The 18,231-nt window shown below is 41.9% G+C and carries 11 protein-coding genes, 1 tRNA gene and 1 riboswitch; of the genes, 7 read left to right on the top strand and 5 right to left on the bottom strand.

Going from position 1 to position 18,231, the window contains the following annotated elements; genetic code table 11:
* Nucleotides 1-261 precede the first annotated feature (261 nt).
* Complete coding sequence (locus ACQ2HE_RS10565; RefSeq protein WP_430899709.1) at nt 262-2,628, bottom strand: TonB-dependent receptor; 2,367 nt, start codon at nt 2,626-2,628, stop codon at nt 262-264.
* Between the two features lie 78 nt (nt 2,629-2,706).
* Nucleotides 2,707-2,827, bottom strand: a riboswitch (TPP riboswitch).
* A gap of 177 nt (nt 2,828-3,004) precedes the next feature.
* Between ACQ2HE_RS10565 and ACQ2HE_RS10570 the strand changes: the two genes are divergently transcribed.
* Both ACQ2HE_RS10570 and ACQ2HE_RS10575 read left to right on the top strand, forming a co-directional pair.
* A complete protein-coding gene (locus ACQ2HE_RS10570; protein WP_430899707.1) occupies nt 3,005-3,727 on the top strand; it encodes a head GIN domain-containing protein in 723 nt (240 codons plus the stop codon).
* Nucleotides 3,728-3,757: 30 nt separating this feature from the next.
* A complete protein-coding gene (locus ACQ2HE_RS10575; RefSeq protein ID WP_430899705.1) occupies nt 3,758-4,474 on the top strand; it encodes a head GIN domain-containing protein in 717 nt (238 codons plus the stop codon).
* Between the two features lie 1,766 nt (nt 4,475-6,240).
* Here ACQ2HE_RS10575 and ACQ2HE_RS10580 read toward each other — a convergent pair.
* A tRNA-Met gene (locus ACQ2HE_RS10580) sits at nt 6,241-6,312 on the bottom strand.
* A gap of 111 nt (nt 6,313-6,423) precedes the next feature.
* Between ACQ2HE_RS10580 and era the strand changes: the two genes are divergently transcribed.
* From era to ACQ2HE_RS10605, 5 genes are all read left to right on the top strand, one after another.
* Nucleotides 6,424-7,293: a GTPase Era gene (era, locus tag ACQ2HE_RS10585; protein WP_430899703.1), complete on the top strand. Its 870-nt coding sequence runs from the start codon at nt 6,424-6,426 to the stop codon at nt 7,291-7,293.
* Nucleotides 7,294-7,737: 444 nt separating this feature from the next.
* The gene (locus tag ACQ2HE_RS10590) at nt 7,738-8,469 is read left to right on the top strand and encodes a hypothetical protein (RefSeq protein ID WP_430899701.1); all 732 of its coding nucleotides are present in this window, start codon (nt 7,738-7,740) and stop codon (nt 8,467-8,469) included.
* Between the two features lie 152 nt (nt 8,470-8,621).
* A complete protein-coding gene (der, locus tag ACQ2HE_RS10595; protein WP_430899699.1) occupies nt 8,622-9,935 on the top strand; it encodes a ribosome biogenesis GTPase Der in 1,314 nt (437 codons plus the stop codon).
* Nucleotides 9,936-10,071: 136 nt separating this feature from the next.
* Complete coding sequence (locus ACQ2HE_RS10600) at nt 10,072-10,260, top strand: hypothetical protein (protein WP_430899697.1); 189 nt, start codon at nt 10,072-10,074, stop codon at nt 10,258-10,260.
* Between the two features lie 173 nt (nt 10,261-10,433).
* Entirely contained in the window at nt 10,434-12,482 is a 2,049-nt protein-coding gene (locus tag ACQ2HE_RS10605; RefSeq protein ID WP_430899695.1) for a hypothetical protein, read from the top strand.
* Between the two features lie 109 nt (nt 12,483-12,591).
* On the opposite strand, the gene ACQ2HE_RS10610 is transcribed toward ACQ2HE_RS10605, so the two are convergent.
* The 3 genes from ACQ2HE_RS10610 to mgtE all read right to left on the bottom strand — a co-directional run bounded on the left by ACQ2HE_RS10610 (nt 12,592) and on the right by mgtE (nt 18,211).
* Complete coding sequence (locus ACQ2HE_RS10610; protein WP_430899693.1) at nt 12,592-14,802, bottom strand: DUF4954 family protein; 2,211 nt, start codon at nt 14,800-14,802, stop codon at nt 12,592-12,594.
* A 68-nt stretch (nt 14,803-14,870) separates the two neighbouring features.
* A complete protein-coding gene (gene glmS, locus ACQ2HE_RS10615) occupies nt 14,871-16,706 on the bottom strand; it encodes a glutamine--fructose-6-phosphate transaminase (isomerizing) (protein WP_430899691.1) in 1,836 nt (611 codons plus the stop codon).
* 113 nt (nt 16,707-16,819) lie between these two features.
* Complete coding sequence (gene mgtE, locus ACQ2HE_RS10620; protein ID WP_430899689.1) at nt 16,820-18,211, bottom strand: magnesium transporter; 1,392 nt, start codon at nt 18,209-18,211, stop codon at nt 16,820-16,822.
* Nucleotides 18,212-18,231: the final 20 nt, after the last annotated feature.

Consider the following 18,231-nt stretch of genomic DNA (forward strand, 5'->3'; position numbering starts at 1 on the left):
CCTTTTTTTATTAGGTAGTAGGCTTTAGGTTGTTAGACTTTAGTTGGTCACTGTGATAGAATGCTGTTTTCTTACTTATGAATCTATTCGTTCTAATAAAAAAGCCTGTCGTAATAAGTTACAACAGGCTTTTCAAAAAATATAAAATTAAAAAAGCCGAGGCTTATAATTAAAAGTATACAACTTTTCTTTTGAGTATTACAACCTAAAGCCCAAAGCCTAATGCCTAACGCCCAAGGCCTAACGCCTAACGCATAACACCTACAACTTAAAATTCACCGCCACCATCACATTTCTTCCCGCCATTGGAAAGTAATAATTGGCAGTAGTAACGGTTCCTCCGTATTGATAGCTATACGTGTAACCATTTGGTTCATACATCTTGTTAAGTACATTGTTCAATTGAAAAATTAAACGCGTTTCTTTAATTGTAGATCCTGTAATAAGGTATTGAAGACGAAGGTCGTGAACACCATAGCCGGCGAGGCTTCTCTGCTTATCAGATGTATTGTCGAGGTATTGACGACTCACATATTTGCTTACAAAAGCAATGCTCGCGTTTTTGAAAGGCGTTGCTGTAATGGTTGAACCTGCTACAATGGAAGGCGATAAAGCAATATCGGTAGTGCCATGTGGAATTACTTTTTGATTGCCATTAGGGTCATCATAATTGTCGTAGTATTCTACAAAGTTCTTGATCTTGTTCGCACTCCAAGTAAAATTACCTTGAGCGGTTAACCAATTTTGAATTTTGTAGGCACCTTCCAATTCGATGCCTGCACGGAAACTTTTATCAATATTGGTGCGTGTGTACGCACCTACATCATTGATTTTACCCGTGAGCACCAAGTGGTCTTTATAATCCATGTAGAAAGCAGTTGCCGACCAATGGTAATTTAAACTGCGTTTTTCCAATCCCATTTCAAAGTCGATAAGTTTTTCAGGTTTTGGAACCTGTGTAGCGCCTGCTTCAAAATCATCTCTGTTAGGTTCTTTCTGAGCAACGGCTACAGAGCTGAACCATTGGAGCTTTCCTTTTGAATACGTGATCCCCAATTTAGGATTGAAGAAATTGTAGCGTTGGTTGATGTTAACGGTTGGATTGTCTCTGAATCCATCGATGGTGTATCCAATAGATCGATACTGAACATCGGCTACCAATTGCCAAAACTTGTTAAGCTTGATTTGTTCTTTAATGTAAATGTTTACGTCGGTCTTTTTTGCTTTGTGGTCGTACCAACGGGTATTTGGGTCGATGCCTGCCTTGGCCCAAATGATCTCGCCAAAATGATGACCATCGTATTGACTCCATCCACCACCAATTGTAGTAGCAGTAATAGCACCTTTTCTTTGTAAAGAAAATACTTGACCGTAGAAATTATTATCTAACCAGAGTTGACGAATGAGGTCGGTTGTTTTCACAGTATCGGTGCCCACAATATAGTTGGGTAGTCCGTATCTGCTGTATTTTACATCGGCTTTGTATTGCTCGTAGTATCCCTTTCCTTTTGTTAAAAACAATGCGGTATTGAATTGCCATTGCTTGTTGAACTCATGATTGAAGAACAATTGATAATGATCTTGCTGATAATTATCTGTTTCATTTTTATAAGGATCACCCGGTTTTTCAGTGCCGGCATAATTCACTCTTCTATTCGTAGCCAAATCGGCATCCGTAACACCGTACCAAGCTTGGTAGGTTTTCTCTTTGCCGGTAATAATATTGAAACGAAGCGATGATTTCTCAGTTAGATACGCAGTTGAAAAATAGAGTGAACCTAAATTGGTACTCGCTCTGTTGATGTAGCCATCACTTTGAATTTTCGACATGCGCATGTCAACCGTAAAATGGCCGCCAATCAATCCGGTTCCGGCTTTCACTGTATGCTTCCATGTGTTAAAGGATCCAACGCTGTTATTAAATTCTGCATAAGCATTGGTATTTACTTCGTTAGTGGAGAAGTTCATGGATGCTCCAAATGCGCCGGCACCATTACTAGAAGTTCCAACGCCCCGTTGAATTTGAATGGATGAAACAGAGGATGCTAAATCGGGAAGGTTTACAAAGAAAAGACCCTGCGATTCTGCATCGTTGTAAGGAATGCCATTGATGGTCATATTGATACGAGTAGCGTCGCTTCCGCGAATACGAATGCCGGTATATCCTATGCCATTGCCGGCATCGGAGTTAATGACTACCGATGGGGTTTGATTCAAAAGAAAAGGGAGGTCTTGACCAAGATTTTGAGCTTCAATAGTAGCTTTTGAAATATTGGTTTTAGTGAAAGGAGCTTTGTCTGCTGCGCGCAGGGCTTTTACTTCCACCGGTTGCATGAAAAGTTTCCAAGGCTGTAATTGTACGGTAAAACGGGCCCCTGGGGCAACAACGCTGTCCCATTTCTTGTAGCCAATGGCTGTTACTTGAACTTGATAGGTCCCTGATTTGAGTTTTCCGAATGAAAAACTACCTGATTCTGTAGTGGCTAAACCTTCCGACTTGTTTAAAAATACGGTGGCGCCGCTGATAGGCTGGTTGGTTTGGGCGTCTGTGACTTGCCCGCTAATTGTTTGGGAAACTGCACTCAGTGCAGTTGCGATGAAGCATACCCCCAAAAACAATTTTTTCATGATTCGTGATTTAGACGTTAAAAAAAATTGATTTGTGGAATGCTGCGATAGTGAAGACGTACTACTCCTAATGAGCTCGCGAGTAGTGGCAACCTTCCCTGCGCAGGCATTACCCTGTTCAGGTTCAACGGGTCTTATCTCAGCCAGGTTTTTGATGAAGCGCTTCAAAATCAAAAACTTAGCACCCCGGGAACTTGAGTTCGAATCCATTATTGGTTCGAAACTTGCGACGCAAAGATAGGGACAAAAAATTATTTCAAGGGCCTGTAACATTTGAGCCGCTGGTTCGTCCTACCTCTGTTGTTCACCGGTCAATAACATGCATCAATGCAACATTGTTTGAATCGGGAAGTCTATAAAACATAAAAACATACATATGAAACGTCTTTTTCTAGGTCTTTTAATGATCGTATCAGTATCAAGTGTGAGCGCACAAAAAATCAACGATGAGAATGTAGAGAAAAGAGAAGTAGCTTCTTTTCATGGAATCAAAGTACAGCAAGGAATTAAAGTATATTTGAGTCAGGGTAGCGAAAGTTCTGTAGCAGTGAGTGCAGATGAGATCAAATTCCGTGATCAAATTCGCACAGTGGTAGAGAATGGTATTTTGAGAATTTATTTCGACAATGGAGATGATTGGAAAATTTGGAAGCAGTTCGGCAACAAACATTTGAGAGCCTATGTTTCGGTTTCTAAATTGGATTTGTTGAAAGTAAGTTCAGGTGCAAATGTGGAGTTTACAGAAGAAGTAAATGCCGGCAGTTTAGAAATGGAAATTACCAGTGGTGCAACGGTGAATGGTAAGATAAAAGCCGAGTCTATTTCAGTTGATATGAACAGCGGTGCTACTGCTACACTAACAGGTACGGTGAGTGGAGAAATTAAAGTAGAAAGCAGCAGTGGTGCTATCTTTAGAGGATATGATTTGAAGGCAGTGAACGGTGATTTTAAAGTATCGAGTGGTGCAGGTGTTCAAACCTATGTAAGTAAAGAATTGTCGGCCAGCGCCAGCAGTGGTGGGTATATTCACATCAAAGGCGAGGGTTTGATCAGAGATATTAAAACAAGCAGCGGTGGCGCTGTAACACGCAAAAGCTAATAAGGTACTAACAACTTAAATGTTCAACACATGAAATCAGTAGTATTCGCCCTCGTAGGCATGTTCACAGTTGCAGTAGCATCTGCTCAAAAAGTGATCAACGATCCTAATATTGAAACAAGAAAAGTTTCCGGAAGTTTTCACGCCATTCGCGTTTCAAATTCTGTTGATCTTTATTTGTCGCAAGCCAATGAAGAAGCCGTTGCTGTGAGTGCAACAGATGTTGAAAGCAGAAATAGAATTAAAACAGATGTGGTAGACGGTGTATTGAAAATTTACATTGATGCCGAACATCAGTGGTGGAAACAAAATGGTAAGAAGAAGTTTAGAGCTTATGTTTCTGTAAAAAGCATCGATAAATTAGTATCGAGTGGTGCGAGTGATGTGTATGTAAGTGGTGTATTAAAAGGCGAAAAGTTGAACTTGGAATTGTCGGGCGCTAGTGATTTCAAAGGATCAGTTGATTTTACTACAGTTGATGCCAACATTAGTGGGGCATCTGATATTGAAATCAATGGAAAAGTAAACAAGTTGAAAGTTGAAGCCAGTGGTGCCAGCGATTTCAAAGGGTTCGATTTAACTGCTGATGAATGTGATGTACAAGCGAGTGGTGCCAGTGATATCAAGATCACTGTAAATGAAATCATCGATGCTCATGCCAGCGGCGCCAGCGATATTCGTTACAAAGGCAATGCGAAGATCAGAGATATTAAGGCCAGTGGTGCGAGTAGTGTAAGAAGAGCGTAGTTGATGAGTGAATTAGTCAATTGGGGAATTTGAGATCACTTGATTTCTTTTGTAATAATTAAAGAATACAGATAGCCATGAAAGGCGTTCCTTGGAAAGGGAACGCTTTTTTTATTGGGCGTTGGGTGTTAGGTTTTTAGGCCTTGGGCTTTAGGCCTTAGGCTTTAGGCCTTGGGCCTTGGTTCTTTGATGAAAGCGTGCTGCGTTCTCTGAATTATAAGAGGCCGGTATATACGATTGAAGGCTTGGCGTATTTTTTCAATGTTTTTTATTTGATGTCCGACCCTGAAGGGGTTGCTAAATTGGTAGAAAGGGAAAATAATGCAATGCGATCGACCTTTTAGGAATCGACCGTCAATAGCTGCAAGGAATCGTGATTTAATGCCCGACCCTGTAGGGGTCGAATATTAGTAGAAAAAGATCGTGGATTGGGGTTCGACCCTGAAGGGGTCGCACGTGGTAAAGATCAAAGTGAAAGGGATGTTGAATATTGGGTACAAGCTAATTGCGAATCGCTTCGCTTACGGGACAGGCTGCTTGCGCCAACTGCTGTACTAGATTATTTATCAAGCTTACGCTTGTTGTAAAATCCGCGAGCTTATCCCGAATCGCTGGCTCTCGGGACTCCCAGCACCGAACAAATTCCTGCGAAATAGATATCATATCCTCGTAATAAGACATCAATTGGTTATTGATCACCTTCATTCTAGAAGGCTTATTCAGGAGCTTCAAATCGATTATTCTATGTTACTCCAAGAGTTTGTTTAGCGCAATCGACCCCAGAGGAGTCGTATATTGGTAGAAAAGGATTGTGAAACGGGGTCCGACCCTGGAGGGGTCGCATGTGATAAAGATCAAAATGAAAGGGATGTTGAATATTGGGCACAAGCTAATTGCGAATCGCTTCGCTTATGTGGTAGGCTGCTTGTATAAGGGGCACAAGCTAAGCCAGAATCGCTTTGCTCACGGGTTAGACTGCTTTTATATTGGGCACAAGCTAAGCCCGCATTGCTTCGCTTATGTGATAGGCTGCTTGTATTTTGGGCACAAGCTTACGCTTGCGCCAACTGCTGTACTAGATTAATTGTCAAGCTTACGCTTGGTGTAAAATTCGCGAGCTTACGCTCGCTCCCAGTACCGAACAAATTCCTGCGAAATAGATATCATATCCTCGTAATAAGATATCAATTGGTTATTGATCGCCTTCATTCTTTATTAAAACAAAAACCTGTTGTGTGCAATCGACCTCGGAGGGGTCGCATATGATAAAGATCAAAATGAAAGGGATGTTGAATATTGGGCACAAGCTAATCCCGCATCGCTTCGCTTATGTGATAGGCTTCTTGTATTTTAGGCACAAGCTTACGCTTGCGCCAACTGCTGAATTAGATTATTTATCAAGCTTACGCTTGTTGTAAAATCCGCGAGCTTACGCTCGCTCCCAGCACCGAACAAATTCCTGCGAAATAGATATCATATCCTCGTAATAAGATATCAATTGGTTATTGATCGCCTTCATTCTTTATTAAAACAAAAAACCTGTTGTGTGCAGTCGAACCTGGAGGGGTCGCATATCAGTAGCACAAGAAGATGATGCATTGTATTCGACCCTGAAGGGGTCGCACAAAATCTATTAAAATGGTTGAAAATAGTTTGGGAAGAGATCAATGATTTTTTCCGTCGCCGGCTGTTCCCTCTGCGACTTTCCCTCCTCTGCTTCTCCGCGATTAAAAACAAAAAACCCCGCAATGCGGGGCTTTCTTTTGTTGCGAAGGGGAGGATCGAACTCCCGACCTTCGGGTTATGAGCCCGACGAGCTACCGCTGCTCTACTTCGCGATGTGGAGTGCAAAATTAGCGCAATTTCATTTCTCCTCCAAATATCATTTGAATTTATTCCTCATTTGTCCATTTATTTACCAGTAAATTTGCCCCAATTAAAGGCAGCGCATGTTTCAGGCAGGTTATGTAAATATTTTCGGAAAACCCAATGCCGGCAAAAGCACTCTCATGAATGCTTTGCTGGGAGAAAAATTGGCCATCATTTCCGACAAGGTTCAAACAACTCGACACCGTATCAAAGGCATCATCAATGAACCCGGTTATCAGATCATACTTTCCGATACCCCCGGCATCATTGAACCCAAATACAAACTCCATGAAAAAATGATGATGGCCGTAAAAGGCGCCCTCGAAGATGCCGATGTTGGACTCCTCTTGGTAGACGGCAAAGCACCCATCGAAGAACAACACCAAATTTTTGTCGCCCTCCGGTTAAAAGTTCCCTGCATAGTAGTGATCAATAAACTCGACATTCTTAAGCCCGCCGAAGCTCAAGCCATGGTCGAATTCTTCACCCAACAACCCTATGCAAAACAAGTGCTTTCCATTGCTGCACTTAAGAAAAATGGTTTGAAAGAATTACTCGACGCCATTCTCAAATATTTACCCGAAGGTGACCCCTTCTATGATACCGATGATTTAACCGATCTGCCTACCAAATTCTTTGTAGGTGAAATGATTCGTGAAAAGATCTATCATCTTTACAAAGATGAAATTCCTTACCACACCGCTGTAATGGTAAATGAGTTCAAAGAGAAGACCACCCTCATAAAAATTGTAGCCGATATCGTTGTTCAACGCGATACGCAAAAAGGCATCTTACTGGGCGAAGGCGGAAAAATGATCCGCCAACTCGGTACCGAAGCCCGCAAAGACATCGAACAATTCCTCGGTCAAAAAGTATTCCTCGAACTTTTCGTAAAAGTAAAACCCAAGTGGAGGGATAATGATTTGATGTTGAGGGAGTATGGGTATTAGGGCAGGAAACGAGGAGGGAGGAATAAAGAGAAAGAACAGGAAGAGGAACAGGGGGATACAGGAGACGAGGAAACGAGGAACGAGGATAAGAGGAAATACAGAGAAGGAACAGGAAGATGAGTAGGAGGGAGCGCTGCGTTACCGCTGCGGTCTCTGCGTGGTTCCTGAGCGAACCGAAGGTTCAGTCGAAGGACCGCTGCGGTAAAAAAGAAGTGGTCAAAAAGCCTAACGCCTAAAGCCTAAGGCCTAACACCTAAAGCCTAACACTTAACACCCAGAACTCAAAGCTTTACCTAAATGCTATCAGTGGTAAAAAACTACGCTGTGAGCTACTTCCCATCCTTCTATAAACTTTGCGCTTGTGTTTTAACGATTCGAAATCAAACAAAATCGTATCTTCCTACCATTCAACACTACATTGTTTCATCCTCCTAAACTTCTATTATGAAACATTCAATCTTATTCCTTAGCCTACTAAGCATTACAAGTGCTGCATTTTCGCAAGTAACCTTGGAATCGCAGCCGGTGGGCACTTCAAGAGATGGAGTATTGGTAATGTATGGCAGCAGCTCCATGGGCAACAAACGCATTCCCTACGATAAAATCAGCGGATCTCCTTTCTGGAAAACCGAATACATCAACGCAATGATCATCGATCGTGGCAACCAAATACTGGGAAAAGCCCCTGTAAAACTGAATTTGTATACCAACGAAGTATATTTTCTAACCCCTAGAGGAGAGGAACGAGTGGCAGCCGCGGGCAAAGTGCGGAAAGTTATTTTTTATAAAGACGAGAACTATAAAGAAGTACTGGCCATTTTTGAAAACAATGTATCTACCATTATCGAAAACAACCCTCAAGCTGAAAATTCTTCCTTTGTGCAGGTGATGAACGAAGGCAATTTTCAATTGCTCAAGCATATCAAAATGAATTTCGTAACGGCCGATTCTCTTTTCGGAACCATGAAACGCTATTATTTCTCCGATCAGTCTTTGTACTATTTCAATGTAAAAGGTCAGATTCATCGCTTGAAAAAACTTAACAAAGACAATGTGTACGAACTTATTGGAAACACTACCGGTTACGATGCCTGGATCAAACAAAACAACCTCAATTTGAAAAAAGAGGAAGACCTCTTGCAATTCCTGCAACATGTAAACGAAACTTCGAAGTAAACTAACTGATACTAAACGAGTTAAAAGGCTTTCTCCAAACCGGGAAAGCCTTTCTTGTGTGCTTTCTTTTCAGTTAAAAGCCCTAATCCGCTTGGAAAAGCGTACTTTTGCCGCTGCATTTTTCATGTCAGAACAACAAAGCATCAAGGATTATGAGTTTTACAGTGGCTATAGTAGGTAGACCGAACGTGGGTAAGAGTACGTTTTTCAACCGTTTATTGGAACAACGGAAAGCAATTGTGGACGACGTAAGTGGGGTAACCCGCGACCGTCAATACGGTGTTGCTGAATGGGCCGGTAAAACCTTTAACGTAATTGATACAGGTGGTTTCGTTCCTCTAAGTGAAGATATTTTTGAAAGAGAAATAAAGAAACAAGTATTGATCGCCGTTGAAGAAGCCAATGCGCTGATCTTCATGGTAGATGCCGCAACCGGCATTACCGACCTCGACGAGGCTATGGCCGATGTATTGAGAAGATCCAATAAGCCGGTTTTCTTGACTGTAAATAAGGTAGACAACCACGATCGTTTGCTTGAAGCTACGGAGTTTTACAGCTTGGGAATCGATCGTATCTTCTTTCTTTCAGCCATGAGTGGAAGCGGCACCGGTGAGGTATTGGATGCAGTAACTGATTTGATCACAGAAGATCAATCTGCAGCAACAGTGGAAGAACAAAAACTTCCCAAATTCGCCATCATTGGTCAACCCAATGTAGGTAAATCATCTCTTTTGAATGCCTTGGTAGGGCAGGAGCGCACCATTGTAAGTGATATCGCCGGAACAACCCGCGATACCATTCACACTCACTATAACTTATTCAACAAAGAATTCATTCTTATTGATACAGCGGGTATTCGTCGCAAGACAAAAGTGCACGAAGACCTAGAGTTCTACTCAGTAATTCGTGCTATCAAAGCCATGGACGAAGCAGATGTTTGTTTAATGGTATTGGATGCCGAAAAAGGAATTACTGCTCAGGATTTGAACATTTTCAGTTTGGCGGTGAAGAAGGGAAAGGGTATCGTGATTTTGGTAAACAAATGGGATTTGATGACCAAGTCTACCAATACCGCTCGTGACTACGAGAAAGAATTGAAAAACCGCATTGCACCGTTCACGGATGTTCCAATTCTGTTCGTATCGGCTACTGAGAAAACGCGTATCCATAAAGCCGTAGAAACCTGTTTGGAAGTATATGACAATAAGCAGCGTAAGGTTGGTACTTCAGAACTCAATGACATCATGTTGAAGGCTATTGAGAGCTATCATCCTCCGGTGGTAAGAGGTCATCCAATCAAGATCAAGTATGTTACCCAGTTGCCAACCCATGTTCCGTCTTTTGCCTTTTTCTGCAATTTCCCGGACGATGTGAAGCAACCGTACAAAAACTACCTTGAAAATCAATTAAGAGCGAAGTTTAACTTCACCGGAGTGCCGGTTCGCCTCTTCTTTAGAAAGAAGTAATTTGATTTAAATCAAATTTTGATATTAGAAAACCAAAAATATGAGAATTTGTAAGCCAAATTTTAAGAAACTATTTGGTTATTATAAAATTCTTAATAGTTTTGCGCTCATTAAAAATTACCAAAAGTAAGTTCAAATGAAAAAATTATTCTTCGTTTTAGCTGTTGCAGGCTTCGTAGCTTGTAACGACAGTGGCGCTGCTGCTGAAGAGAAAAAAGATACTGCTGCTCCTGCTGCTGTAGACACAACTGCAAAACCAGTAGATACTGCTGCTAAGGCTGTAGATACTGCTGCTAAAGCTGTTGACACTGCTGCTAAGAAGTAATTTAAACTTTTTACCTTCTTGCAAGAAGTTCCCGACCACAGGTGGTCGGGATTTTTTTTGCCGGTATTTGTAACCGGATCTTAATTACAACTAGTTGTAAAACACAACTTTATCTGATTCATACTATTGTTTTCGGGTTTTCATGGACCTAGCTTTGCGTTCAAAGAAGCACCATGAAAAATCATCTTCTCCTTTGTTTGGCATTGGCGGTCCTCCAAAGTTCCGCCCAAGCTCAGATAAAAAAATGGACCGGGGCCGCCAACGATAGCCAATGGTTGAATACACTCAATTGGGAGGGGCAAACGCTGCCATCGGCAACAGACTCGGTTGTATTGGATCATTCGTTCGTCCAAGGAGCGTATAAGGTGGTATTGCCGACAGCTTTAGTAGCAATTAAAGCCTTGACCATTGATTCCGGTCCCAACGGTTCTATTGAGCTGGAATTACCCTCAACCAGCAGCCTCGCACCAGCTCTTCAACTAGCGGGCTCCATTCAATTGCTGGCCAATTCACAATTAACGAACCGATCGGCTGCAAACGGGGCTTCCGCCATTCAAACCGGCGATTCGGTGTATGTTTACAGTGGAGCTCGTTATGTACACCGGTCCACTTCTCCTCATGCCGCCTTCTTAAATAGCTTCTCCAAGTCCGATTCCTGCGTCAACGGAATTCTTTGTTTTGATGTACCGGGAACGGCTTCTTATACACTCAGTTTAAGCAATCGGGTTTTAGGGAAATTGGTATTGCAGTCGAAAGCTGCCGCTGCTGCACGAACGTATGTGGCAACCGGGGTGAATCCGGTTCAATTGAAAGGAGGGTTGGAAATCGATTCCAATACAACGCTTAGTTACAATGCCACCAGTACGGTGCATGTTTTCGGAGATTTCATACTCAACGGTACTTTGAATATGGGCCCCGGTGCCAATGCCATTTTTTTGAAACTCTATAAAAGCTGGACTGGAACGGGTCAAGTTGTAGAGTCGGGAGCCGGCACTCCAGTAATTGAATGGAATGGAACGAGCTTGCAAGACTATCAGTTTAAAGGACAAATAAAAGATCAAATTTCACTTCAATCTAACAATGCCATCGGCATCTCATTGAAACAACCGTTGACGGTGAACTATGGTATTCGGTTGCTCAAGGGCGTTGTATACAGTGCTGCCGATGCGCCCTTTATTTTAGATAGCAATGCTACTGTACTTGCCGACACAAGTGTTAATGCCGCCTATATAGATGGGGTTGTAGTAAGAAAGGCAATGAAAGGGAATCAGACTTATTTGTTTCCTATCGGTAAAGACAAATACCAACGATGGATTCGGGTGAAAGGAATTGCGGGAGATGTACAGTTAGTGTATAGGAAAATTGCCGCTTCATCGGTTACTGCGTCCATTGACAGTAGTTTGAAAAGAGTAAGTGGAGTGGAATATTGGACACTTACTGCCAACGGTAGCGGGTACTTACAAACAGAACTTTCCTTTAACTCAGTAAACAGCGGAGGGGTCACAAATTTGAACGCGCTTCAGGTTGCCTATACACCGGGATGGATGTGGTTCAATGGAGGAAACGAAGGCACCACCGGTTCAGCTGGCGCCAGCGGATCGGTTTGGAGTGATACCCTCCCTTTTGTTTCAAGTACACCACTGCATCTTACATTGGCCAGTGCCATTAAACAAGAAAATCCATTGCCCATTCAATTTCTCCGATTGTATTCAAAGCCATTGACAGAAAACACCTTGATTGGGTTTACCGTTTCAAGCACGGAAGCCATTCAATCATTTGAAGTGGAATGGATTGATGTGGATGGACAGGCTCATTTTAATGAAGAAATATCGATAGTTCCTAACAAGTACACATACGAGTCTAGTATTAAAAATTTTGAAGAATCTATAGGTTTTAGAGTGAAAGTGAAGAAGTCGGGAGTGGCACTTTACTCTTCTATTCATCGCTTTCCGAGTTGGTATCGAACCCTTGATTGGGAATTAAAATTGATACAGGCGGGTCGTTCTGCTCCGAAATTGTATTGTTATTCTTCCTTAACTCAAAAAGCTCAATTAATAATTTATTCAAGTGTAGGTACAACTATTCACACGCAAAGAGTAGATATAAGAAAAGGAGCGAACGTATTTGAATTACCTATTTATGCGCTTACTTCCGGTTGGTATACCGTTTCAGTAGTGACAGCAAATGGTGAAAGAAAGGTGGTGAAGGGGGTGGTTAATTAGTCGATGTGATGGTGTGAAATTATGCGAAAGCTTCGCATTTGATAATAATAGTTTCTGAATAGGTCTTGTCATATCAAAAAACAAGCCCCTCTTTCTAGAGGGGCTTCTGCTATTTTAGCTTTTTTATTAGTAGTTGAATTTGTTTTTTGTAGGATTCGAGTGCCGCTTTTTCTTGATTGATAAAACTGTTCTTCTTTAAATCTCCTACTACAATATTCATTTCTTCTGTGCTGCCATAAACCATTTTACGGAACTCGTTTTGATAGTCTTTGGCGCGCGATTCATAGATACCTTCTGCCATCCAGGTTTTCACTTCAACAGATTCACTGAGCAATTCACAGAATTGATTGTAGTCGGCTTTCTTTAAATGCAAGCCTGTTACCTCTTTCAAGATTGCTAATGCATGAAGCCATTTTTGATCTTCGTATAGAGTTGCTTGCTTTTGATAAAATTCGTGGACCATGTTCCAATTCTTTACTCTGCCATTAACGATGCTAGTGGTTAGCTGCTGAACGGCTTCTTTTGGAACGAGTTGACCACCGATATTATCCCATTCATTTACTTTTAAAGTAGTAGGAATGGCGGCTTTTAAGTCTTGCCACGATTTGATCTTATGACGCTTAATAAACTCTATGCAAGTACTGGTGGCATGAAAGCGAATCAATTGTAAGAATAAATGATAAGCTTGAGTTACTTTAACCAGTTTTACATTACGGTTGGTATTTTCGAATCCATCAGCCAGAATCTCTACTTGTTCTACTTGAGGATCTTTGCTCAGGAGCGCTTGTTTGCCCAATTCAATAGCAGCAGCATCACTTATTTTTGATTTTTTGCCACTTTGTTTGTGCAAAGCTCTACCGGTAAATAGTTCAAAAGAGGTAAGGCTGTCTTTCATTTCATTGATCGTGTCGGGAGCAAGGAAATGATATTCGATGTTTTGAGTGCGTACAATGCGTTTGTCGCGATCTGTATATTTCCATGAATTGCGTGCCAAGGCATACATGTTGTACATGAACCAGTATCCGGGCATCACAATCAATTGATCCTTGCTAACATCATTGCTCACCAAGCTAAATGGGATGGTGATGTTAAGCTCGGCAGGATAATCGCCTTTTGCAAGAATGGTATAGCATGCGAATTTCGAATTGTGTTTCAAGCTTACACAGAGGCCCGGCCAGAATCCGCGACCGGCAATGATTTCGCCGTCTGGGCTACGACTGTTGTGATTCGAACCGATGGTTGCTCCGGCAGCCATATTGCTTTGTCCGGAAACCAAGGCCGCACACAAAAACGAGTTGTTATGGTGTTGTTCGTGAGCCGGAAAGATCAAAGAATTCAACACTTCACAACAAGAGATAGTGGAATTGTTTCCTAAGTAGGAGTTGATCAAACGAGCTCCGTACTTTAATTGAGAATGTGAGGCTAATACAAAACGCACCGCCTTTACTCCATAAAATATTCTACAGCCATGTTCAATAATGCCATTCACCAATTCACAACCTTCTCCAATTTGGGTAACGGCATCGGGAGTAGAATTGATGGTAACATTTTTTATTTTGTTCGCTCCTTTTAAGTAAGCATCGGAGCCAATATTTACATCTTTTAGAATTCGGCAATTTTTCACTACGGTTCTATCGCCAATACTGCCATAGAAGCCCCTTTTATTACTAAAATGTCGATCGGTAAATTGTACGAATTTTTCTTGTAGCGCATTGTTATCGCGGAAGCGTGTCCATAAGTAGGCATCTCCGGGTAACATTCCATCAAAAGGAATGATACTGCGACCAGCATTTTCATTACAGATCTCCATCCAAACACGCTTGCTTTCCGGTTCATCCTCTTTTAAAATTCCATTGCCAAACTTCGCATATTCAGTTGTGGCAATTTCATTGACGTTTACTAAGATAACATCACTGCCAACGATGTAGTGTGAGATGTAGTTTACGTTATCAACTACCACATTGTTGCCAAAGTCGCAACTTATGATGGTGCTATTGTACAAACCTACCGGGCGACGGAGGTTGTGAAATTCCAAATAATAGGGTTCTAATTTTCCAATGCGAACAAGTCCGAAGAACTTACAGTTTTGTACGAGTTCGGGGTTGAAGGCATCGTTTACTAGAATTTTATTCCAATCATCGGAAGTATTCCTGTTACGAACCAATGCTTCAATTTCGTAAGCAGTTAAGCGACGGTATTGAATGCCGCTATTGTTTTGTTGATTTCTCAAATAATACTCGTCTTTCCCTTTAGGAATGTGAGTATCGCCAATAAAATTATAGCCGAGTGTTTGTACCGGACTTTTCTTAATATGGTTCATTGGTCAGTTAGATTGAGCAAGTGCATAAAACAACACTGTGATAGTTGTTACTATCACAGTGCTTTTATTTATTCTACCGTAACGCTTTTCGCGAGGTTTCTGGGTTTGTCTACATCCAACCCTTTCACTACGCCTATATAGTAGGCTAGTAGCTGCATGGGGATGGTGCTCAGCATTGGGGCCACAATTTCATGTGCTTCCGGTACTTCGATCACATCATCGGCCATGCTTTTGATGAGTTCGTCGCCTTCGGTAATCACGGCAATTACTTTTCCTTTGCGTGCTTTGATTTCCTGAATGTTACTTACAATTTTTTCGTGGTAAGAATCTTTTGTAGCAACAAACACCACAGGAAGCTGATCGTCTACAAGTGCAATAGGGCCATGCTTCATTTCTGCGGCAGGATATCCTTCTGCATGTATGTAAGAGATCTCTTTTAATTTCAATGCACCTTCTAGAGCAATGGGGAAATTATAGCCGCGACCTAGATACAAGAAATCTTTGGCGTCTTTATATTTTTCGGCTACTTTTTTGATATGCTCGCTTTGTTTCAATGCCTCAGCAATTTTATCAGGTATTGCATTCAATTCATTGAAGAGCTTGTTGAAAAGGGATTGATCAAGCGTTCCTTTTTCAACTCCAATTTTTAAAGCAATCATGTACAACACAGCTAACTGTGCAGTAAATGCTTTGGTACTTGCTACGCCAATTTCCGGTCCGGCATGGGTATACGAACCTGTTGTTGAAATACGAGCAATGGATGAACCTACCACGTTTACAACACCAAAGATGATGGCTCCTTGTTCTTTAGCGCGTTCAATGGCCACTAAAGTATCTGCTGTTTCACCACTTTGTGAAATAGCAATGATCACATCGCCTTTATTGATGACCGGGTTTCTATATCGAAACTCAGAAGCATATTCAACTTCAACCGGAATTCTACATAGTTCTTCAATTACATATTCTGCTAACAAGCCTGCATGCCAACTGGTACCACAGGCCACAATAATTACGCGTGGTGCATTTTTTAATGCATCAATGTGTTTTTGAACACCCGACATGATCACTGTGTTGCTGGCAGCATCTAAACGACCTCTCAAACAATCGTACACCGTTTGGGGTTGTTCGAAAATTTCCTTGAGCATGAAATGTTCGTAACCGCCTTTTTCGATAGCCGCCAATTCGAGGTCAAGCTTTTGAACATAAGGAGTCAACTTTTCATTACCGAGATTTTTGAGGATCAATTCATCGGGGCGAACGATAGCCAGCTCATAGTCGTTTACATACACCACTTCTTTGGTATATTCCAACATAGGGCTCGCATCGGATCCGAGAAAATGTTCTCCTTTACCAATGCCGATCACCAAGGGACTTCCTTTACGAGCTGCGATGATGGTATCAGGATCGTCTTGATCCAATAAAAGAATTACATAAGCACCTACTACACGTTTAAGTGCAATACGTACGGCTTCTTCCAAATTACAGTTGTTATTGCTTTTGATTTCTTCGATGAAATTCAGCAATACTTCTGTGTCGGTATCACTTTTGAAAGTGTATCCTTTTTTAATCAATTCCCCTTTTAATTGGGTATAGTTTTCGATGATACCGTTATGGATCATCGCTAATTTTCCACTGGCAGAGGCATGGGGGTGCGCATTGCGATCGCTAGGTTCACCGTGGGTTGCCCAACGGGTATGTCCGATGCCGGTATGGGCATGAACGTTTACGCCAACCAAAGATTCTTCAAGGTCAGCAACTTTGCCTTTCTTTTTGTGAACTTTCAGTCCGCCGTTCAAGAGTGCCACTCCGGTGCTATCATAGCCACGGTACTCCAGTCGTTTCAGACCTTTAATAATTAACGGGTACGCTTCGCGTGGGCCCGTATAGCCAACAATGCCACACATAAATTTTAAGGTTTAGGTAAAGAATTCAGAGGTTTATAACGTTTTTTATAAAGTAATAGTATAAAATTAGAATCTTATGCGCTGATTCTTATTAATTTACCTGTTTACCGCTATTACTGGAGTATTTGCTGCAAGAACAGGAAAGCGAGGGAAAAATAGATAATTAATCCGGTTACGTCAACCATGGTAGCCACAAAAGGAGCGGAACTTACCGCCGGATCGGCGCCAAGTCTTTTTAAAAGCATGGGGAGCATCGAACCACTGAGGGTTCCCCACAATACCACACCCAAGAGAGAAAGGGCAACGGTTATTCCAACCATCAGATAATGAGGTCCGTATACATGAGGAAAAATATTGGACCATACCATGATTCTTATGAATCCAATAGCTCCTAGTACGGTTCCTAACAACAATCCCTGAATAATTTCTCTTCTCAATACTCTCCACCAATCGGCTACTGAAATTTCACCCACAGCCATGGCTTGAATGATAAGCGTAGAGGCTTGGGATCCGCTGTTCCCCCCACTCGAAATGATTAACGGCACAAACAAGGCCAATACAACCGCTTTTGCTATTTCATCTTCAAAATAACCCATGGCGGTTGCAGTAAGCATTTCTCCTAAAAAGAGGACAATGAGCCAAACCACCCTTTTTTTGAAAAGCTTCAGTAAGGGCATTTCCAAATAGGGTTCATCGAGGGCTTCGGTACCCCCAATTTTTTGCATGTCTTCACTGAACTCTTCATTGGCAACCCACAAAACGTCGTCGATGGTTACAATTCCAAGCAGGATATTTTTATCGTCGATTACAGGCAGGGCCACCCTGTTGTTCATTTTGAAGGTTTGGTTGGCAACTTCCTGGTCGTCGTTAACATGCAGGGTGATAAAACGGTGGTCGATAATGTCGATTACCAGTTTTTCCGGGCTGGCCAAGATGATTTCTCGAATTCGGATATCATCAATGAACTGACCTTTGTCGTTAACCACGTACACAACATCAATGGTTTCACTGTTTTTCCCAACGGTTCGAATGTGTTCTAATACCTCAGCCACGGTCCAATCGATAGAAATCGCGATATAATCCGGCGTCATCAATCTACCCACACTGCCGTCGGGGTACCCCAATAGCGATAGCGTGATTTTGCGTTCTTCCGGGTCCAGTAGTTTGATGAGTTCCTTAACTACCTCGCTGGGCAATTCTTCCAAGAATGAAGTACGGTCATCCGCCGGCAGTTCATTCAGTAATTCTGCTGTTTTGAATGGAGGAAGCTCCTGAATGATGGTTTTTTGTGTAGGTAGGTCCAGAATTTTGAATACTTTGGCAGCGCGGTGAACGCTCATATTGCCCACAATTTGTGATTCGTATTCCGGGAAGTCGTTGATGAGTTCGGCTACATCACTAATGTTCTGGTCGTTTAAGAACTCACGAATATTCAATACATCTTCTGCTCGAATCATTTCGAGGAAGGTTTGCTTGATATCCACTTGTTCAAAATCCAAACTCATACTGCAAATTACATAAATAA

Source organism: Endoryza foliicola (genome assembly GCF_050589245.1).
Taxonomy (GTDB): Bacteria; Bacteroidota; Bacteroidia; order Chitinophagales; family Chitinophagaceae; genus Endoryza; species Endoryza foliicola.